General features: G+C 68.5%; 19 protein-coding genes. 9 read left to right on the forward strand and 10 right to left on the reverse strand.

Features of this window, described 5'->3' with window-relative positions:
* Nucleotides 1-139 precede the first annotated feature (139 nt).
* From trpC to WDJ57_RS03580, 4 genes are all read left to right on the forward strand, one after another.
* The gene (gene trpC / locus WDJ57_RS03565) at nucleotides 140-898 is read left to right on the forward strand and encodes an indole-3-glycerol phosphate synthase (protein ID WP_338903983.1); all 759 of its coding nucleotides are present in this window, start codon (nucleotides 140-142) and stop codon (nucleotides 896-898) included.
* The gene (gene trpB, locus WDJ57_RS03570) at nucleotides 895-2,145 is read left to right on the forward strand and encodes a tryptophan synthase subunit beta (protein WP_338903985.1); all 1,251 of its coding nucleotides are present in this window, start codon (nucleotides 895-897) and stop codon (nucleotides 2,143-2,145) included. The genes trpC and trpB overlap by 4 nt, the downstream gene beginning before the upstream one ends.
* Complete coding sequence (gene trpA / locus WDJ57_RS03575; RefSeq protein WP_338903987.1) at nucleotides 2,142-2,966, forward strand: tryptophan synthase subunit alpha; 825 nt, start codon at nucleotides 2,142-2,144, stop codon at nucleotides 2,964-2,966. The genes trpB and trpA overlap by 4 nt, the downstream gene beginning before the upstream one ends.
* Nucleotides 2,967-3,057: 91 nt before the next feature.
* Complete coding sequence (locus WDJ57_RS03580) at nucleotides 3,058-3,864, forward strand: 2-amino-3,7-dideoxy-D-threo-hept-6-ulosonate synthase (protein ID WP_338903989.1); 807 nt, start codon at nucleotides 3,058-3,060, stop codon at nucleotides 3,862-3,864.
* Between the two features lie 14 nt (nucleotides 3,865-3,878).
* Here the strand turns inward: WDJ57_RS03580 and WDJ57_RS03585 are convergent, their stop codons facing one another.
* The 3 genes from WDJ57_RS03585 to WDJ57_RS03595 all read right to left on the reverse strand — a co-directional run bounded on the left by WDJ57_RS03585 (nucleotide 3,879) and on the right by WDJ57_RS03595 (nucleotide 7,071).
* Nucleotides 3,879-5,690, reverse strand: a complete 1,812-nt coding sequence (locus tag WDJ57_RS03585) for a P-loop NTPase (protein ID WP_338903990.1) — start codon at nucleotides 5,688-5,690, stop codon at nucleotides 3,879-3,881.
* Between the two features lie 164 nt (nucleotides 5,691-5,854).
* Complete coding sequence (locus WDJ57_RS03590) at nucleotides 5,855-6,565, reverse strand: ArsR/SmtB family transcription factor (protein ID WP_338903991.1); 711 nt, start codon at nucleotides 6,563-6,565, stop codon at nucleotides 5,855-5,857.
* Nucleotides 6,566-6,666: 101 nt separating this feature from the next.
* Nucleotides 6,667-7,071 (reverse strand): PPOX class F420-dependent oxidoreductase, encoded by a 405-nt coding sequence (locus tag WDJ57_RS03595; protein ID WP_338903993.1) that lies wholly within the window; start codon nucleotides 7,069-7,071, stop codon nucleotides 6,667-6,669.
* 99 nt (nucleotides 7,072-7,170) lie between these two features.
* Here WDJ57_RS03595 and WDJ57_RS03600 point away from each other — a divergent pair, with 99 nt between their 5' ends.
* Nucleotides 7,171-7,317, forward strand: a complete 147-nt coding sequence (locus WDJ57_RS03600) for a hypothetical protein (RefSeq protein ID WP_338903995.1) — start codon at nucleotides 7,171-7,173, stop codon at nucleotides 7,315-7,317.
* 70 nt (nucleotides 7,318-7,387) lie between these two features.
* Nucleotides 7,388-8,569 (forward strand): 3-dehydroquinate synthase II, encoded by a 1,182-nt coding sequence (locus tag WDJ57_RS03605; protein ID WP_338903997.1) that lies wholly within the window; start codon nucleotides 7,388-7,390, stop codon nucleotides 8,567-8,569.
* Nucleotides 8,570-8,573: 4 nt separating this feature from the next.
* Here the strand turns inward: WDJ57_RS03605 and WDJ57_RS03610 are convergent, their stop codons facing one another.
* The 5 genes from WDJ57_RS03610 to WDJ57_RS03630 form a co-directional block, all read right to left on the reverse strand.
* Complete coding sequence (locus WDJ57_RS03610) at nucleotides 8,574-9,029, reverse strand: zinc ribbon domain-containing protein (protein ID WP_338903999.1); 456 nt, start codon at nucleotides 9,027-9,029, stop codon at nucleotides 8,574-8,576.
* Between the two features lie 49 nt (nucleotides 9,030-9,078).
* A complete protein-coding gene (locus tag WDJ57_RS03615; RefSeq protein WP_338904001.1) occupies nucleotides 9,079-9,756 on the reverse strand; it encodes a type I 3-dehydroquinate dehydratase in 678 nt (225 codons plus the stop codon).
* A gap of 70 nt (nucleotides 9,757-9,826) precedes the next feature.
* On the reverse strand, nucleotides 9,827-10,789 hold the full coding sequence (locus WDJ57_RS03620) for a transcription initiation factor IIB (protein ID WP_338904003.1): 963 nt from the start codon (nucleotides 10,787-10,789) through the stop codon (nucleotides 9,827-9,829).
* Between the two features lie 201 nt (nucleotides 10,790-10,990).
* On the reverse strand, nucleotides 10,991-12,838 hold the full coding sequence (locus WDJ57_RS03625) for a flippase-like domain-containing protein (RefSeq protein ID WP_338904005.1): 1,848 nt from the start codon (nucleotides 12,836-12,838) through the stop codon (nucleotides 10,991-10,993).
* A gap of 47 nt (nucleotides 12,839-12,885) precedes the next feature.
* Nucleotides 12,886-14,658 carry a radical SAM protein gene (locus WDJ57_RS03630; RefSeq protein WP_338904007.1) on the reverse strand — a complete coding sequence of 591 codons (1,773 nt, stop codon included), beginning with the start codon at nucleotides 14,656-14,658 and terminating at the stop codon, nucleotides 12,886-12,888.
* A gap of 98 nt (nucleotides 14,659-14,756) precedes the next feature.
* Here WDJ57_RS03630 and WDJ57_RS03635 point away from each other — a divergent pair, with 98 nt between their 5' ends.
* From WDJ57_RS03635 to WDJ57_RS03645, 3 genes are all read left to right on the forward strand, one after another.
* Nucleotides 14,757-16,136, forward strand: a complete 1,380-nt coding sequence (locus WDJ57_RS03635) for a hypothetical protein (RefSeq protein ID WP_338904009.1) — start codon at nucleotides 14,757-14,759, stop codon at nucleotides 16,134-16,136.
* Between the two features lie 113 nt (nucleotides 16,137-16,249).
* Nucleotides 16,250-16,408: a DUF7559 family protein gene (locus WDJ57_RS03640; protein WP_338904011.1), complete on the forward strand. Its 159-nt coding sequence runs from the start codon at nucleotides 16,250-16,252 to the stop codon at nucleotides 16,406-16,408.
* A complete protein-coding gene (locus tag WDJ57_RS03645; protein ID WP_338904013.1) occupies nucleotides 16,405-16,881 on the forward strand; it encodes an Hsp20/alpha crystallin family protein in 477 nt (158 codons plus the stop codon). Before WDJ57_RS03640 ends, WDJ57_RS03645 begins: the two co-directional genes overlap by 4 nt.
* On the opposite strand, the gene WDJ57_RS03650 is transcribed toward WDJ57_RS03645, so the two are convergent.
* The gene (locus WDJ57_RS03650; protein ID WP_338904015.1) at nucleotides 16,878-17,981 is read right to left on the reverse strand and encodes an NAD(P)/FAD-dependent oxidoreductase; all 1,104 of its coding nucleotides are present in this window, start codon (nucleotides 17,979-17,981) and stop codon (nucleotides 16,878-16,880) included. The genes WDJ57_RS03645 and WDJ57_RS03650 overlap by 4 nt on opposite strands.
* Nucleotides 17,981-18,766: a DUF7388 family protein gene (locus WDJ57_RS03655; protein WP_338904017.1), complete on the reverse strand. Its 786-nt coding sequence runs from the start codon at nucleotides 18,764-18,766 to the stop codon at nucleotides 17,981-17,983. Before WDJ57_RS03655 ends, WDJ57_RS03650 begins: the two co-directional genes overlap by 1 nt.
* Between the last annotated feature and the right edge of the window lie 103 nt (nucleotides 18,767-18,869).

The following is an 18,869-nucleotide window of genomic DNA, read 5'->3' on the forward strand; positions in this document are numbered from 1 at the left end:
GATTGATTTTCCTGATATTTCACTCCAGACGTTGTATTTCTATAGAGAGTATATATCCGTACGGAACCGGTGCGTGCGGCGGATGGTGACGCCGCGTGACGCAAGTCTTATGTACACTTCTGTTCACTAGTGGCTATTAATGGACAGTAGTGAGTTCGCGCCGGCGATACAGTCGATACTGGCGACGGCCCGCGAGCGCGAGGGCGGCGGTGAGCGAGTGTCTGTCGACCCACGGTCGCTGCCGCGCGCCATCGAGCGCGCGGAGGCGGACGGCCGCGTCCCGCTAGTCGCGGAGGTCAAGCCGACGAGCCCGACGACAGACGGGGAGCGGACGGACGACCCGGTCGACCTGGCGCGACAGATGGTCGACGGCGGCGCGGCGGCGCTGTCCGTGCTGACCGAGCCGGAGCACTTCGGCGGCAGTCCGGAGACGCTGGCGCGGGTCCGGGAGGCGGTCGACGTGCCCGTCCTGCGGAAGGACTTCGTGCTGCGCGAGGGGCAACTCGATACCGTCGCGGCCGACGTCGTCCTGCTCATCGCCCGCTTCGTCGACGACCTCCCCGGACTGCTCGCGGCGGCCCGTGACCGGGGATTCCAGGTGCTCGTGGAGACACACACGGTCGAAGAAGTCGAGAAAGCAGTGGCGGCCGGCGCGGACATCATCGGCATCAACAACCGTGACCTGGCGAAACTGGAGGTCGACCTCGGCACCTTCGAGCGGGTGGCCGAGGCGGTGCCCGAGAACGTCACGCTGATAGCGGAAAGCGGCATAGGGACGACGGACGACGTCGCCCGGATGCGGGCGGCCGGGGCCGACGCGTTGCTCGTCGGCTCGGCCATCATGGACGGAGACGTGGCGGCGAACACCCGCCGACTGACACGAACGGAGACACAATGAGCGCAGACAGCAAGTTCGGAGACTACGGCGGACAGTACGTGCCGGAGGCGCTGATGCCGGCCATCGAGGAACTGACGGACGCCTACGAGCGGTACGTCCTCGACAACGAGGACGGATTCATGGACGAGTTCCGCGACCGACTGCGGGACTTCGGCGGCCGACCGCTCCCACTCCAGCGCGCTGACCAGCTCTCGGCGCGGTACGACCGGGAGGTCTACCTCAAACGGGAGGACCTGCTTCACGGCGGCGCGCACAAGCTCAACAACGCGCTCGGCCAGGTGCTGCTGGCGAAGTACATGGGGAAGGAGCGAATCATCGCCGAGACGGGGGCCGGCCAGCACGGCACCGCGACGGCGATGGCCGCCGCCCACCTCGACATGCCCTGCGAGATATACATGGGGAAGACCGACATCGCCCGCCAGCGGCCCAACGTCTTCCGGATGCGGACCAACGGCGCGGAGGTCACCCCCGTCACCGCCGGCCGGGGCACGCTGAAGGAGGCCATCAGCGAGACGATGCGCGACTGGGCGACGACCGTCGAGGACACCCACTACGTCATCGGGAGCGTCGTCGGCCCGGCCCCGTTCCCGGCGATGGTCCGGGACTTCCAGGCGGTCATCTCCGAGGAAGCCCGCGAGCAGATTCAGGAGAAGGCCGGCCGCCTGCCCGACGCGGTGCTGGCCTGCGCCGGCGGTGGGTCGAACACGATGGGGACGTTCGCCCACTTCGTCGACGACGAGGACGTCGGGCTGTACGCCGTCGAGGCCGGCGGCTCCTCGCTGTCGGTCGACGAGGAGAGCGGCGTCGCGCCCAACTCCGCCTCGCTGTCGACCGGCGACGAGGGCGTCCTCCACGGCGCGCGGACGAAGATTCTCCAGGACGCCGACGGACAGATTATGGAGTCCCACAGCATCTCCGCCGGACTCGACTACGCCGGCGTCGGGCCGGAACTGGCTCACCTCGTCGACACCGGCCGCGTCGAGGCCGTCAACGTCGACGACGACGCGGCGCTGGAGGCATTTCACCGCCTCTCCCAGGACGAGGGTGTTATCCCGGCGCTGGAGACGGCTCACGCCTTCGGGTACCTCGAAAAGAATTATAGCGAACTCGGCGACGTCGTCGTCGTAAACGTCTCGGGCCGGGGCGACAAGGACCTGGAGACGGTCATCGAGGAGACGATGGAGCGGGACCTCTCGATTGCGCCCGACATGAGCGTCTTCCGCGAGGTCGGCGGTGGTGCGCTGTGAGCCTCGCCGACGCCTTCGCCGACGGCCCCGCCTTCGTCCCCTATCTCGCCGCCGGCGACCCGGACTACGAGTCGTCAATCGAGTACGTCGAGGCGCTGGCCCGCGGCGGTGCCGACGTCATCGAACTCGGCCTGCCCTTCTCGGAGCCCATCGCCGAGGGACCAACGATACAGGAGGCCGTCGTGCGGTCGCTGGAGGGCGGGATGACGCCGAGTCGCTTCTTCGAGTTCGTCGAGGAACTGGACGTGGACGTGCCGCTGGTCTGTATGACCTACTACAACCTCATCTACCAGTACGGCGACGAGGAAGGGCCACGCCCGTTCGTCGAGAAATCAGCCGAGGTCGGCATCGAGGGGTTCGTCGTGCCGGACCTGCCGGCCGAGGAGTCGGGGCCGCTGCGGGAGGCCTGCGACGAGTTCGGCCTGGACCTGGTGTTCATCGTCGCACCGACGACGAAGGGCGAACGGCTGGAGCGGATGCGCGAGCAGGTGTCGGGGTACGTCTACGTCCAGGCGCGGCTCGGAACGACCGGCGCGCGCGACGACGTGAGCGACCAGACCGACGAGTCGCTGGCGCGCCTGACTGACTGGGACGTCCCGAAGGCCGTCGGCTTCGGCATCAAGACCGGCGAGCACGCCGAACGCATCGTCTCCGCGGGTGCAGACGGCATCATCGTCGGGTCGGCGCTGGTCGACATCGTGGCGGCGGGCCACGAGAACGACGAGCCGACCGGAGCGGTGGCGGACCGTCTGGAGGCGAAGGCCCGCGAACTCAAGCAGGGCGCGCTCCGCGGTGCCGGCGAGGAGGCACGGGTGGAGTGACGATGGCAGCCACCGAGACGCCCGACTCGTCGGGGCCGAGGACTGGCCGCAACCGGAACGCACATAATCGTACTTGCCACACTGTCGCACAATGAGCGCAGGGACTGCAGCACGACTCCAGCGCATCGGGACAGGGGGACGGTACCTCATCGTCCCGATGGACCACGGTATCACACTGGGCGCGGTAAAAGGCCTCAAGGACATCGAGTCGACCATCGACGCGGTGACCCGCGGCGGTGCCGACGCCGTTCTGACCCAGAAGGGCATCGCCTCCCGCGTCCACGACAACAAGAACGGCGCGGGCTACATCGTCCACCTCAACGGCTCTACCTCCATCGGTCCCGACGAGAACGACAAGCGCGTGACCGGCACGGTCACCGACGCCGTCCGCGCCGGTGCCGACGCCGTCTCCTTCCACATCAACGTCGGCAGCGAGCACGAACCCGACCAGATTTCACAGCTCGGCGAACTCACGAGCACGGCCGCCGACTACGGGATGCCTGTGCTGGCGATGACCTACGCCCGCGGGCACGACGTCCGCGAGGACGACCCCGCGGAGTTCGCGGAGGACCTCGGCCACGCCGTCCGACTCGGCGAGGAACTGGGTGCCGACGTCATCAAGACTGCCTACTCAGGCACGCCCGACACCTTCGAGCACGTCGTCGAATCGACGCGCCTGCCGGTGGTCATCGCCGGCGGGTCGAAGGGCACCGACGAGGAGACGCTGGCGATGGTCCGCGGCGCGATGGACGCCGGCGCGGCGGGCGTCTCGATGGGCCGGTCCATCTTCCAGCACGACTACCCGGAGAAGATAACGTCGGCCGTCGCGGCCGTCATCCACGAGGACGCGACCGCCCAGGAGGCCGTCGAGGCCGCCGGACTGCCGGCCGGCGTCTGAGTTCGCCGGTCGCGTCAGGAGAGAAACGCCCGCAACCGCCCGACGAATCCGTCTGTCTCCGTCTCCGACTCCTCCTCCGCCGGTCCCTCGTCGGCAGATTCGTCCGTGGCGTCGCCACCCGCTGCCGGCGTGTCATCTCCCGGTTGCTCGTCGGTGGGTTCGCCGACGGGGTCGCTCTCCGTCGCTGGCCCCGTCTCCGCCGGTTGCTCGTCGGCGGATTCCTCTGCGGCGTCGGTTGCCGGCGCCTGCGCGCCGTTGGTGCGGTCGCCCGTCTCGGCAGGTTCCCCCGCCGACTCGTGACCCGGTCGCTCGGGTCCGTCTCTCCCTGGCCCGGGCCGGGAAACAGCGTCTGTGTGGTCCGACACGGCGTCCTCGGAGGTCGAGTCGCCCCGTGAGTCCGGCTCCCCGCCGGCAGTCTCCGTGTCCGCAGCCTCGGCCGTGGCATCCCCCTCCTCGTCTGGGTCGTCCAGTCCAGGCGCGTCGGTTTCCGCGTCCGCTGGGACCGAAGGCTCGTCGACGGCCTCGTCCTGTTCGTCGTTTCCGGTGTCGTCCAGTTCGTCGTCGCCAGCCTCCTCCCGTTCGTCGTTTCCGGTGTCGTCCTGTTCGTCGTCGACCGTCTCGTCCGCCTGGTCGTCAGCCGTCACCGACTCGGTGCCGTCGGTCTCCGCCGTCTCCTTCACGTCGCCGCTGGTGTCGTCGCCGCCGCCTTCCTGGTCCGTGCTGTCGGCGGAGTCCGTGCTGTCAGCCGGGTTCGTGTCTCCCGGTTGTGCCACGGAGTGGCGGTATTCGGACTCGGTTTCCGTCTCATCGTCCGTCTCCGACTCGTCGGCCTCGACGGACGGCGAATCGGTCTCGCCCTCGGCAGCCTCCGCTGCCCGGGCGACACCCTCGTCGGTCGCTTCGTCGCTCTCCTCTGGAGGTGCCATCTCGGACCCGTCGTCTTCGGTCTCCGCGTCGTCTGGAGCGTAGTCGTCGCCGGCGTCGGCGGGTTCCTCGTCGGCCAACTGGGTGGCGGAGCCACCGTCGACGGCCGGCGCAGCGGCCCCCTCGTCCGTCACCCGGTCGGGCGCTTCGAAGTCCTCGTCGATCGGACTGCCGTCGCTGTGGGTCGAGAGCGCGAAGAGGACGTTGTCGGCGATGTCGCGGTAGGTTGAGCCCGCGGGGCTCTCCGGCGACCGGGTCACGACCGGGACGCCCTGGTCCTGCGAGTTGGGCACCGCCTCGTCGTCCGGGACGTGGCCGAGCAGGTCGACGCCCAGGAACTCGGAGATGCGCTCCGGCCCGGGGGACGCGCCGGTGCCGGACTGCGTCAGGACCAGCCCGAAGACGGGTGTGCCGACGCGTTTGGAGAGCTTGACGGTCTTGTCGGCGTCCCGGACCGCCGCGACGCGGGGCGTGGAGACGACGACCGCCCCGTCTGCGAGACCGATGGGGTCGACGACGAGCCTGCTCAGCCCCGCGCCCGTGTCGACGACGACGACGTCGAACTTGAGCGCGTACCGCTTGAGCACGCGAGGGAACTCGTCCATGTCTGCCCTGGCGTACCCGTCGAGCGTGGTCCCGCTCGGGACCGCCGCGACGTGGTCGCCGAAGGGATAGACGGCGTCGAAGGGCTCCGCATCGCCCGCGAGGACGTCGTGCAGCGTCGGGTCGGCAGCACCGGAGGGAATCGAGAGGAAGTCGACGAAGTTCGCCATTGCCAGGTCCATCTCGACGACGGCCACTGTCCGCTCCGGACCGGCGATGGCCGACGCGAGATTGATACTCGTCGTCGTCTTGCCCACCCCTCCCTTCGCCCCGGCGATCGTGACAATGGGTGCTGTCATGTTATCTGGTTTTATCATCCACACTATTATAACCGTATTCCTTCATTATCAGTAACAAAAATCACATTGTCACAATATCAAACAGGAACTATCCTACACGAACAGATTGCTGGAAGTTATCAACAGCGAAAGTGATTCTCTGTCGGCGTGCGGGGCCGGGCGTGTCAGGACCGCCAGTAGCGGAGCCAGACGAGGGTCAGGACGAACGCGCCGCCGAGGAAAAAGGCCGCGCCGGCGGCGACGGCAGGGTCCAGGCTTGCTGCCGCGTCGACGGCGGCGTCGGCGGTGTCCATCGGGTTCGCAGACGTGTTGGTGACGGCCTCGCCGCCATCGGCGGAGTAGATACCCGCGCCGCCGGCGTCGGTCTCCGTCCCCGGGGCCGGGACCGCACCGGAGTCCCGGGGGACGACCTCCGTTCCACCACCGGGCTGGCCGTCGAACTGGCGGGCGAGCCAGGCGACGGCGGCGGAGGCCGGCAGGAGCAGGGCGACGAGACCGACCACGCGCTTGAGCAGCGCGCGCAGCGATCCCTGCTTGTCGTTGCCCGCGTAGAGGACCAGCGACTCGTCGGTCGGCGCGTACACCTTCATCTCGGTCCCGCGCTCGGAGTACCACGTGTCGACGACCTCCACGAGGTCCGCCTCGACCAGTTTCTGCAGGTGGTACTGCGTGTTCTGGACGGACGTGTCGGTCACGTCCGCGAGGTCGGAGGCCGTCTGTGGCGTGTCGTGCAGGCTGGCGAAGATTCTGCGCGTGGTGCCCGACGACAGCGCCTTGAACACCTCGTCTGCGACGTCGTCGTCGAGGTCGACCAGCCGCGGCTCGCGTCCGTCGTCGAGGCTCACCTTCTCGCGTAGCGGGAAAATCGTACTCATGGATAGCCTGGCAACTACCAGTCCCTACACCGTAGACTATAATGACCGTATTGTAGGCGCAAATAGCCGTTTGAGTCACGGACGGGACCGCCCCGACCGCCTCACCCGTTGGTCGTGACGTGCTCGGGGCGGATGCGGACGATGACCCGCTCGCCGGGGTCGCTGTCGTAGTTCGGGTACCGGTCGACGCCCATGTACTGGCCGGCCAGTTCGTCGATGTGCTCGCGCGCACCGTCCTCGGTCAGTTCGACGACCGACCCCCACAGCGAGAGGTACCGGTAGGGGTCGTCGGGGTCGATGATGGACATCCCCACGTGGGGGTTCTTGCGGACGTTGCGCTCTTTCCGGCGCGTCCGGGCGGTGTTGACCAGGACGTGCTCGTAGTCGTCGTCGGCGTCGACCCACGTCGGCGTCACGTGGGGCATCCCGTTGGGCAGCATCGTCGCGAAGTGAGCGAACGTCGGACGGTCCACCAGGTCGCGGGCGTCCGGGGGTATCTGTGTCACACTTTCCAGTAGTGTCGGCTGGCGAATAATCCTCCCGGCGTCAGCCAGCCGTCGGACATCGACACCACGCTTATGTCGGTGAGGCGAATGGACTCGGATATGGACTCGACCACCGACGAGGAACACGTGCTGGTCACCGTCGAACTCCCGTCGACACTGCGTGCCGACCTGGACAGCTACGCGCTGGGGAACGACTACCGGAGCACCGACCCCGTCGTCGCCGAGGCCATCGACGGCCACCTGTAGCGCTCCGGCCGTACGCCGCCGACCGGAGACATCCGCCACGTTCAAGCCACCCCACTACGAGCGTACCCACATGACACGCTCCGTCTGGCTGAAAGCAGACGACGAGGTTGGCGACTGGGAGGACCGGAAGCGTCGCATCACCGCCGGGCTGGAGGCGGGGGTCGACTGGGTGCTCGTCGACGAGGACGACGTCGAGCGCGTCCGCGAACTCGGCGAGGTCAACGTCGCCGCCTTCGCCGGCGACGACGTCCACGTCCTCGAAGCCGAAGACGAGGGAACCGAGGCCGACGCGACCATCGTCGGCAAACACGGCGAGGGCGACGGCACCGTCTCCCTGCCCAGCGACTTCTCCGGCTCCGCGGACCTGTCGGCGCTCCGCGGCGACACCAACGGAGAGAAGGGCGGGTACGTCCGCATCCGCGATGAGGACTACGAGGCCTTCGCCGAGGCCGTCGCTGCCGAGTCCGACTACACAATCGTCATCGGCGAGGACTGGCAGATAATCCCGCTGGAGAACCTCATCGCCCGCATCGGCGAGGAGACCACGCTCGTCGCCGGCGTCCAGACCGCCGAGGAGGCCCGCACCGCCTACGAGACGCTCGAACTCGGCGCGGACGCCGTCCTGCTCGACACGGACAGCCCCGACGAGATACGCGAGACCGTCGAGGTCCGCGACGACATGGCCCGCGAGCAACTCGAACTGACCTACGCCGAGGTCACCGACGTCGAGCAGACCGGCTCGGCGGACCGCGTCTGCATCGACACCAGCAAGATGATGGACCACGACGAGGGCATGCTCGTCGGCTCGATGTCCCGCGGCCTCTTCTTCGTCCACGCCGAAACCGCCGAGTCGCCCTACGTCGCCTCTCGCCCGTTCCGCGTCAACGCTGGCGCTGTCCACGCCTACGTCCGCACGCCAGGCGGCGAGACGAAGTACCTCTCGGAGGTCGGCAGCGGCACCGAGGTCCAGGTCGTCGACACCGCGGGCAACACCCGCGAGGCTATCGTCGGCCGGGCGAAGATAGAGAAACGGCCGATGTTCCGCATCGAGGCCGAAGTCACGGCCGAGGACGGCGAGACCGACCGCATCGAGACGCTGCTGCAGAACGCGGAGACTATCAAGGTCAACACCCGCGCCGGGGGCCGCAAGGCCGTCACCGACCTGGAAGCCGGCGACGAGATTCTCGTCTACTACGAGGACACCGCTCGCCACTTCGGCGAGGCCGTCGAGGAGAGCATCATCGAGAAGTGACCGGCTAGTCCTCCGCGCTCGTCTGCAGTTCCGTCGTACACCAGTGACAGAAGTCGAGGTCGTCGTCGAGTTCCTTCCCGCAGTTCGGGCAGGTCTGTGTCTCCGAGTCGGTGGTCGTCGTGGCCGGTCCCTGTGTCCCCGTCTGGACATCCTCCGCCGTCCGCCGGGCGAGCCAGTACGCGTCGGCCATGCTCAGGAACGTCAGCGTCAGGATGGCGAGGCTGACCGGTAGCGGGACCGCCTGCCCGGCGTCGACGAGCGCGTCAAGCGACAGCGTCGAGGGAACGGCGTCCGGCGGGATGAGGAACGTGCTGGCCGTAATGATGACCACGAACCACAACAGCGCGCGCCCCCACTTGCGCAGGTAGATGTGGCCCAGACCGGGGTACAGAACCGCCAGCAGGGCCGCCAACCAGGGTCGCTTCCGACCCGTCCGTCCGCGCGGTGTGGTGTCACTCACACGTTAACGGTCCGCGCTCACAGGGTGTTTAATGTTCCGGGAGACGCCCTCACCCCGACTGGAGCCGTTCGACGAGGTCCGCGAGCGTCGCGAGGTCGTACTGTCCGGGTGCCGTCGCCGCCGCGGGGTCGACCGGGGCGTACCCGATTCGCGAGCCGTACAGCGGCGCGACGGCGCGGCTGTGACGACCCGGTTCGCCCATCGCCATCGTCGCCACCCTGTCCCCGCTGCGGGTCGCCGCCCGCGTGACAGTGAGCAAATCGAGCACGTCGTCCGGGGACTCGGCCGTCACGGCCAGTTTTCCCACGTCGCCGTGGTCGCAGGCCGCCGCGAGCAGGTCCCGCATCCGTTCGGGGGTGGGCGTCCCCTCGAAGTCGTGGACGGAGACGACCACGGCCACGCCCTGGTGGCGGGCGTGCTCGACGACGCGGCCCGCGTTCCCCTCCCGGATCGCCCGGAGCTCGACGTCGATGGCCTCCACCAGGGGCGTTTCGAGCGCCTTCTCGAGCGCAGCGAGTCGCTCCGGCGTGTCCGGCGTCTCGCCGCCCTCCCACTCGACGCGGTTCGTCGCGAGCACCGGGAGCGCGCCCGCGTATCCCCGCAGCGACGCCAGCGGGTCGCTGGCGAGGTCCATGCGGAACTCCACGGCGTCGGCGTGTTCCCGCGCGGCCGGTTCCTCGGCGAGGTCGGCCGTCGACGCCGCGAGGACGAAGGAGTCGAAGTCCATGCGCCCACGTTCGACAGTCGGGACTAAAAGGTATCTGTCGGGATTCGCCGGCGGAGAGAAGCGAGCCGGGTTACGCGACCGGGAGGTCCTGCTCGGCTTCGAGCAGTTCGTGGTAGCGGTTGCGGATGGTGACCTCGGAGATGTCGGCCACCTCGCTGACTGCGGCCTGGGTCGTCTTCTCGTTGGTCAGGAGTGCCGCGGCGTAGACGGCGGCTGCCGCGAGGCCGACCGGGGACTTGCCGGAGTGGACGCCCTTCTCCTTGGCGTTCTGGAGGAGCTGGCGGGCGCGGCGCTCGGACTCCTCCGAGAGGTCGAGAGAGGAGGCGAATCGGGGGACGTAGCTCTCGGGGTCGGCGGGCTGGACTTCGAGACCGAGTTCGCGGACGACGTAGCGGTAGGTCCGTGCGATTTCGCTCTTCTCGACGCGGGAGACGTCCGTAATCTCGTCGAGCGAGCGCGGGACGCCGGCCTGGCGGGCGGCCGCGTAGACCGACGCCGTCGAGACGCCCTCGATGGACCGGCCGGGCAGCAGGTCCTCGTCGAGCGCGCGGCGGTAGATGACGCTGGCTGTCTCGCGGACGTTCTCCGGGAGGCCGAGCGCGGAGGCCATGCGGTCGATTTCACCGAGGGCCTGCTTGAGGTTGCGCTCCTTGGAGTCGCGGGTACGGAAGCGCTCGTTCCACTTGCGCAGGCGCTGCATCTTCTTTCGCTGCTTGGCACCGAGGGCGTTGCCGTAGGCGTCCTTGTCGCGCCAGTCGATGTTGGTCGACAGCCCCTTGTCGTGCATCATGTTCGTCGTCGGCGCACCGACGCGGGACTTCTCGTCTTTCTCCTTGGAGTCGAAAGCGCGCCACTCCGGGCCGCGGTCTACGGAGTCTTCCTCGACGACCAGCCCACAGGACTGACAGACCGTCTCGCCGTGCTCGTCGTCTGCGATGACGGCGCCGCCGCACTCGGGACAGGCCAGACCTTCCGACTGTTCCTCCGTCTGTTCGCTCGCTCGCGTTCGTGTTCGTGTGTTTGAATCGCTCATTGTGAAGGCGGGTGCTCGCCGGGCAGGAGAATCCTGAAAATTCCCGGGAATTGAGTAGTGACTACGCGTTAGTTCGAAACCTATTTAAGTTTTTTGTAATCTGAATCGCGAGAGACCGTCACACGGCGTGAGGCGGCAATATCCGTGATTAATGCTGAAGGATTCATATATGTGGTTCTGTCACAGTCTCGGACACGACAGTCAGTCCTGGGGGTCTGCCTCGGCTTCGACGTCGCTGGTCCGCTCGACCGCAGTCGTCAGCGAGACGTTGAGCCAGGCCATCGAGACGACGCCGCCGACGATGGTCACCACGTTCTTGACGGCGTGGTCGACGATGGAGATGGCGAGGGCCGTCGTCGCCGTCAGTTCCGGCGCGGCCGTCAGCCCGACCACGATGAGCGTGAAAGCCCCCTCGTAGAGGCCGATGCCGCCGGGCGAGAGCGGCAACACCTTCGCCAGGTTGCCGACGCTCACCGCGAAGAAGGCCACGGCCACCAGCGAGAGCGTGACGTCGACGCCGAACGCGGCGAAGACGACCAGCGCCGTGGCGACGTCGAGCGTCCAGATGAGGAGGCTCCCGCCGCCGACGCCGAGGAAACTGTTGCGGTCGCCGACCACCGTCTGGATGTCACCGACGAACTGCTCGATGACGCCGGCGACGTAGTCGGCGTAGGAGTCGGAACTGAGCGCCCCGACGCCCCTGCGGACGAGGTTACCCTCCCGCCGGGCGTTGACGACGATGACGGCGACGGCGAGGATGGCCGCCGCGCCGACGCCCGCCGCGACCTGGAGTGCGGTCCGTGCGGCCGCTGCCGGGTCGACTGCGCTGCCGCCGATCGTGACGGTCCCGATGTCGGCCGCGATGGCCGCCGCGAGGTCGTCGGTGCCGCCGGTGGCGACGAGACCGATCAGGACGCTGCCCGCCAGGACGGTGATAGCGAGCAGGTCGAACACGCGCTCGATTGCCAGCGACGCGAAGCCCGTCGGATAGGGGATGCCGCGTCGGGCCTTGACGACGTAGGCGCGGACGGCGTCGCCCGCGCGCGCCGGAAACACGAGGTTGCCGGTCTGGCTGATGAAGATGGCACCCGTCAGGAACCAGCCGTCGCTCGCGTGGTCCAGCCGCGAGAGGATGTTCCGATAGCGGACGCCGCGCAACGGCCAGGACAGGAGGTAGACGAGTGCGGAGAGGACGACGATAGCGGGGTCCGCGCCCGCGATGGCGTCGAGCACCGACGACGGGTCGAGATACAGCGTCATCAGCGCCAGCGCGACGACGACCAGCAGCGTCCCCGCCCCGAGACTCACCTTCCGGGTGATGCGCGGGCTGACCGATAGCTGCCACCACGTCCGGAGTATCTGGCTCCCCATGCCGAAGACGTCCCGGACGATGTCGACCTTCGAGTCGCCCCTGGGCGTCCAGTTCACGGGGAACTCCCGGACGCGAAAGCCCGCCCGCTGGGCACGCACGAGCAGTTCCGTGTCCCAGAACCAGTGTTCGTCCTCGACGTCCGCCAGCAGGGTCACGAGCGCGTCGCGGTCGAAGGCCTTGAACCCGCACTGGTGGTCCTGCAGGTCCGACCGGAGGAACAGGCGGACGAGTTTGTTGTAGCCCAGGCTCGGAATGCCGCGCTTCGCCGGCCGGTCGGCCTCGTTGCCGGGCATCCACCGCGAGCCCGTCGCCACGTCGTAGCCCTCGGTGCGGACGCTCTCGACCAGTTCCTCCAGGTGGGCCATGTCCGTCGCGAGGTCCGTGTCGAAGTACACCAGCGTCTCGCCCTCGGCTTCGCGGAAGGCGTACTCCAGGGCACCGCCGCGGCCCAGGCGGTCGTCGGAGTGGATGTGACGGACGGCCTCGTGTTCGGCGGCGAGTTCGTCGGCGATCTCGGGCGTGCGGTCCTCGCAGCCGTCCTCGGCGACGATGACCTCGTAGGCACCCTCGGGAAGAAACTCTGCGAGGGTGTCCAGCGTGATTGTCACCGTCTCCGCGAGCGTCGCCTGCTCGTTGTAGGCGGGGAGGACGACGCTCACCTCGACGGCGCGGCTCATTGTGCCTGACTGCGCCATCGCCGAGTAAGTACCTTCTGGAACTGGAACTAGTCGGCCCCGGACGGGGACTCGACGGTCACGAAGTCGGCCAATCCGTCGACGTCCGGCACGGACTCCAGTGGCCGGTCGACCACGATGTTGCCGGCGCGTTGCTTGCCGAGCCCCGGAATCGCGGCGAGTTCCGAAAGCGACGCGCTGTTGACGTCCAGCGGGTGGGGCACGCCCGTCACCGAGCGGTACCCGTGGTCGGTCACCGCCACGTCGATGGTCGCGCCGAGTTCGCGCTCGCCGGGGACGCCGACCAGCAGCGGGTAGGTGCCCAGTTGCCGGCCGAAGGTCTTGCCGTCCTGGTGGTACTCCAAGTGGACGTCCTCCAGGACGGTGCCAGGCGGCGCGAGACGCTGGAGCATCGGGTTGTCTATCTCCTCGCGGACCTCCCGCTTGTACCGCTTGAACTGCTTCTTGTGGTCGTGCGCGAGCTGTGCGCCCGTCTCGGCCATCTCCGTCCCCTCGAAGGCCATCACCTGCCGGATGTTGACCCGGCGGAGCATCAGTCCCTCGTCGTACACCCGCTGGAGGAACTGCCGGTTGTGGTCGAACGTCTCCGCCCGCTCGCCTTTCAATCCGTGGACGAGGTTGATGCCGGGGAGCAGTTTCGGGAGTCGCTTCGGGGCGTCCGCGCCGAAATTCGGCGCAGTTTCGCGGTCTCCGCCGCGCTCGCGGTTTCCACCGCTCGCGCCACCGGAGGTTCGGGATTCACCCGAACCTCCCGGCCGCCACCCGGCCTCCTCGTTTACGATGCGGACCGCACGCAGACACTCCTCGGCGGAGACGTTGAGATTGTTCTCCTCCTGGACCAGCGGGTCCGCGGACTCCAGGCCGAAGGCGGCGGTGTCACCGGGCGTGTTGTGCTCCGCGATGATGCGGATGCCCTCCCGGGACTTCTCCGGCCACTTCACGATGGTGATGGGGTTCATGTTGTCGAGGTGCAGCGTCTCCAGGTCGGGAGCCACCTCGCGGATGCCGCTATAGAGGTCCCGCAGCGCGTCGGGGTTCGGCGCTTCACCGTCGCCGCCGTAGGCGAGGATGTCGGCCTGCCGGCCCAATCGGAAGTGTCGCGCGCCGTGGTTCGAGAGCGCGTCCACCTCGCCGACCACGGACTCGGGCGTGCGGAAACTCGGGTCGGCTCCGTACAGGGGTTCCGTGCAGAACGAGCAGCGGTAGGGACACCCGCGGGACGTCTCCATCTCGCAGATGAGGTAGTCGGGGTGGTTCGGGTGCTGCTCGATGACGAACGCGCCCTTTCGGGCCCACCGGGTTATCTCGTCGTTGTCGCGCATCCGGTTCCCGAAGCCCTCCATCCCGCCGTGGACGAGGTCGTAGACGGCCGCTTCGACGTCGCCTTTCGCCACGAAGTCGTAGTCCAGGTCGTCGCGCTGGGTCTCGATTGCGCCCTCGTTGGCGTCGCCGACGCCGAAGCGGACGGGTCCGCCCATCAGCGTCGTCCCGCTGGCGGTCCATGCGAGTTCGCGCACCTCGTCGGGTTCGGCGGGCGTGCCGCCGACGTACTTGCCGGGGACGGTCATGCCGCCGACGTAGACCATCAGGTCGGCCTCGTCGACGTCGCGCCAGCGCCCTCTGTCGTCCCGTAGGGCGTCGATAGTGTGGTAGGCAATCTGTTCGCGGGGGACGCCGGCGTCCACCAGCGCGCCGGCGACGTACCGCGGATACGTCGAGACGTAGGGGGGCACGCCGAAGTGGGCGGGCTCGTCGACGTAGCCGTCGACGATGGTCACGTCGAGTGTCGCCGGGTCGGTCATGTTGACAGCGATTGGACCTCGACGGGTAAAACCGTGCGGATGGCCCCTCCCCGATAAGTTACCCATAACAATGTGGATACGAGGGGGAGGAGGGGACGATGACCCCAGACCAGCCCTTCCAGTTTCGACGCCGCGACGTGTTGCGAACCCTCGGTGCCGGCGCGCTCGCCCTCGGCGCGTCCGCCGTCGCCGCCGAGGGTGAGAGCGAGCGCACGTTCGTCATAGAGCAGGGTGACACCTGCCGCACCATCGAACCGCTCGGCGACGGGTCACAGACAGTCGAGTCCTTCTACGACTACGGACAGTCGACAGGATTCAGCTCTGCCGGAACCACCGACTACCAGCGTCCCAACAGCAGCCTCGTCTTCCTCTACCACGGGAGCGAGGGGCTGAGCCTGGTCTTCGTCCACGGGACCTACGAGAAGGGAGGTGACGGTGGGTCCGCGTCCGTGACAATCACGGGCCTCCCCGAACCCGTCGACTGGGTCGTCGAGGACGACAGATACGAGAGCGAGACCAGTTACGACAGGTGGCGACGCGACGAGGGTCGACGGGAGGTCGACTGGACCTGGACCGGCGACCGGACCGACGGCGGCGCGCTCCGCGGTCTGGCCGGCGAGTTCGACGTGACCGTCGACATGCAGTTCAACGAGGACGCAGCCCTGTTCGGGCAGTACTACGACGGGACAGTCGAGACGTGGGAACTGCTCTCCGGCGACGCCTCGGACCCCGACCGCCTGACGCTGTCGCTGTCCGAACCGATACGGCTCCGGACTGGCTCCTGTGAGGACGGCTCGGGCGGCACGGGTGAGACGCCGGACGAGACACCAGAGAAGCCCGACGAGCCCGACGAGCCGGAGAAACCCGACGAGTACGAGGTGGAAGTGAACGTCCGGCCTGCGCTCCAGAAGGCCATCGTCAACCCGGAGAGCCGCGTGTCGATACCGGTCGCGGTCTACTCGACCGACGAGTTCGACGCCCGGACTGTCGACACGTCGACCATCGCGTTCGGTCCCGCCGGCGCGAGTCCGACACGCCTCGCCACGGTCGATTTGAACGCGGACGGGCGCGAGGACCTGCTGGCCTTCTTCGAGGTGCAGGCGCTCGGCCTGGAGAAGGACACGGAAGAACTGGAGTTCCGGGCGGAGACCGAGGACGGAACCCCGGTCCGCGGGTCCGACGAGATAGAGTTCTTCCCCCCGTTCGAGGACGACGATGACGATGACGACGACGATGACGACGAGGAGGAAGTAGAGAGAGAGCGAGAGGAAGACTACGAAGACGAGGAAGACGACGAGGACGAGGAAGAAGACGAAGATGACGATGACGACGACGATGAGGAAGAAGACGGCATCGTCCAGTGGCCGGGGGGAGACGAGGAGCCCGGACCGCCGGAGGGGGTCCCTGGAAGGGGGCCGCCGGAAGACGTGCCCGGGCGGGGACCGCCGGACGAGCCACCGGGGAGAGGCGGTCGCTGAGAACCGAACCGGGCGTGGTCACGTAGGACGCCCACCTGGCGGAGAACGCCGCGCAGGACACCGACAGGCGTCGAGTCGGGGCATTGATTAGACCTGGGCACCAATCGTTACCCATGCCGGAGACCCTGGAAGTCGTCTGCACGGACGACGCCTGCGAACTCGACATGTTCGAGCTGCACTACACGTACGACATGCCCGACGGCGTCGGGGCGTCGGACTTCACCTGTCCGTACTGCGGTGGCGTCGACAGCCTCGCAGCAGTCGAACTATGATTCGGGAACTCGGCGAGGCCATCGGCGATACCGTCGTCGAGTCCGTCGGCCGGGCGGTCGGACGGACGCAGGAACAGCGACCGCTACCGGCGGACGTACTGGAGAGCGACGACGCCTATCTGGTCGTGTTCGACATGCCCGGCGTCGAGGGCGCCGACGTGCAGGTCCGCTACGAGGACGACACGGTGGAGGTTCGTGCGGACCGCTTCCGTGACTTCCACGAGGGCTTCGAGATGCGGTTCCCCGGCCGCGGGCTCTCGCTGGACGGACACGCGACGCTCCCGGACGACGCCGTCGTCGACCCGGACGCGGCCACGGCGACGCTGAAACGCAACGGCACGCTCCAGATACGGATTCCCAAGGAGGAAACCGCGAGCGACGACGTCGCAGTCGAGGAGGAAGACGAAGTGGCCGCTGAAGACGAAGACGAAGCCGGGAGCGGAGCCGAGGCCGACGACGAAACCGACGCCTAATCGACGATTCCGGCGGGGAGGTCCACCCGCTCGTCGCCGTCGAACCGGCAGGGGTCGAAGTGGTCGATGCCCTCCCCGCCGAGTATCTGTTCTGCGACAGTCCGACCGAGCGCCGGCGCGCGCATGAAGCCGTGGCCGTGCCAGCCGGTTGCGACGAACAGCCCGGGCGCGGCAGCCCCGACCAGCGGGTCGCGGTCCGGCGTCGCGGTGCACAGACCAGCCCAGGACCGCACCGCCGCGGGCGACACGCCGAAGGCCGTCTCGACGCGCGCCAGGGAGTCCGCGACGAAGGAGTCGTCGGCTCTCCGGTCGGCCGCGTCGGGGTCGCCAGCGTAGGCGTGTGCCCCGTCGCCGACGAGCAGGCCGTCCCCCTCGGGTCTGGCGTAGAAGCGTTCCGAGGCGTCGTACAACAGCGGCGGCGAGACGTCGACGGCCTCGGTCACCAGCGCCTGCGCACGGTACCGGCCGAGCGCGAGCGAGCAGTCCGCCGAAGCGGCCAGCCGGTCGGTGTGCGCGCCGGCCGCCAGGAGCACGGCGTCGTAGCGGGACGTGCCATCGGGTGTCCTGACAGTCCGCGTGTCCGCGAGGTCAACCTCGGTGTGCGTCTCCACGGCGACCCCCGATTCCCCGGCGCGTTCGGCCATCGCCGCGACGTACGCGTCGGTGTCGACGTACCCGGCGTTGTGTGCGACAGCGCCCACCTGGAGGTGGTCGGTCCGGAGAGCGGGAAAGCGGTCGGCAATCCCCGTCGGCGCGAGCAGTTCCACGTCCCTGCCGCGCTCGCGCATCGCCGCCACCTGCTCGCGTATCGCCGCGGCGACGTGGTCGTCGCCCTCCCGCGCGACCCAGACGTAGGGACGCTCTATCAGGAGGTCCAGGTCCCGGAACGCGGCGAGCGAGCGGGCGGCCACGCGGGCATCGACCCGGTCGGCGTAGGCGTCGTAGCAGAGCCCCGCTGCGCGGCCGGTCGCGCCGCTGCCGAGGTCGTCGCGTTCGTACAGCGTCACCGAAGCCCCGCGGGCGGCCAGTTCAACAGCGGCCGTCAGTCCGACCGCGCCACCGCCGACGACTGCGACGGACGCGGGGCCGTCGCCGGCCATCAGTCGAGAAAGGGGTCCAGGCCGCGAGCGGGGTAGCCGACGACGCGGTCGACGCCGGCCTCGCGGAGGGCCTGGACGCGGGCGGCTACCTCGTCGACGCTCCCGTACAGCGCGAACTCCCGGCAGCCGTCGAGCAGAATCTCCCGTGCTTCACCGGTCGCGGTGCTGTCCGTGGCTGCGCCGGTAGGGAGTGCCGACCGGACGGCAGACCGCCGGGCGGCGTAGGCCCCGATTGCGTCGAGCACGGCGTCCTCGTTGCCCGTGAGGACCGTCGGCGCGTAGACGGCGACGTCGCCCGAGAAGCCTGCCGCACGCAGCCCCCGGATATCGTGTTCGGTCGCCCCCGTGAGCAGTTCGTACTGGGTGCCGCCGGCGGCCAGCGCGAGGCGCTCGACGCGCTCGGTCCCGACCCACGGGTCCGCGGCGCGACTGACGACCTCGCCGAGCCGGGGGGCGATTGCACGCGTCGTCTCGCGGGAGTCCAGATAGGCCGGGTTCCCGGCGACGACGACCAGCCCGACGGTGTCCGGGACCGCACGGAGCAGCGAGTCGTCACCCCGTGGGTCGTACCCGTCCGCGCGCACCGGCGCGGTCACCCGGACCTCGTGGTCGGCAGCCATCTCCCGCAGCGTCTCCGGGTCGGGCACGTGCTCGCGACCCTCGTAGTCGACCGTCAGCGTCGAGACGGAGAGTTCGGTGCCGCGGGCGACCTCCATCTCGGCCGGTTTGAGTGCGACGGCGTCGATGCCGGCCTCGGCCAGCGTCGCGCCGGTGAGTGCGGTCATCTGTGTTGTCCACACTGTGGCGCCGGCGCGCAAAGTCCTGTCGCTTGCGGGCCCGGTCTCCGCGTGACGACACCTTTAGAGCCCGGCCGCTGAAACGGGGCCG

This window comes from Salinibaculum sp. SYNS191, from assembly GCF_037338445.1.
Classification (GTDB): Archaea; Halobacteriota; Halobacteria; order Halobacteriales; family Haloarculaceae; genus Salinibaculum; species Salinibaculum marinum.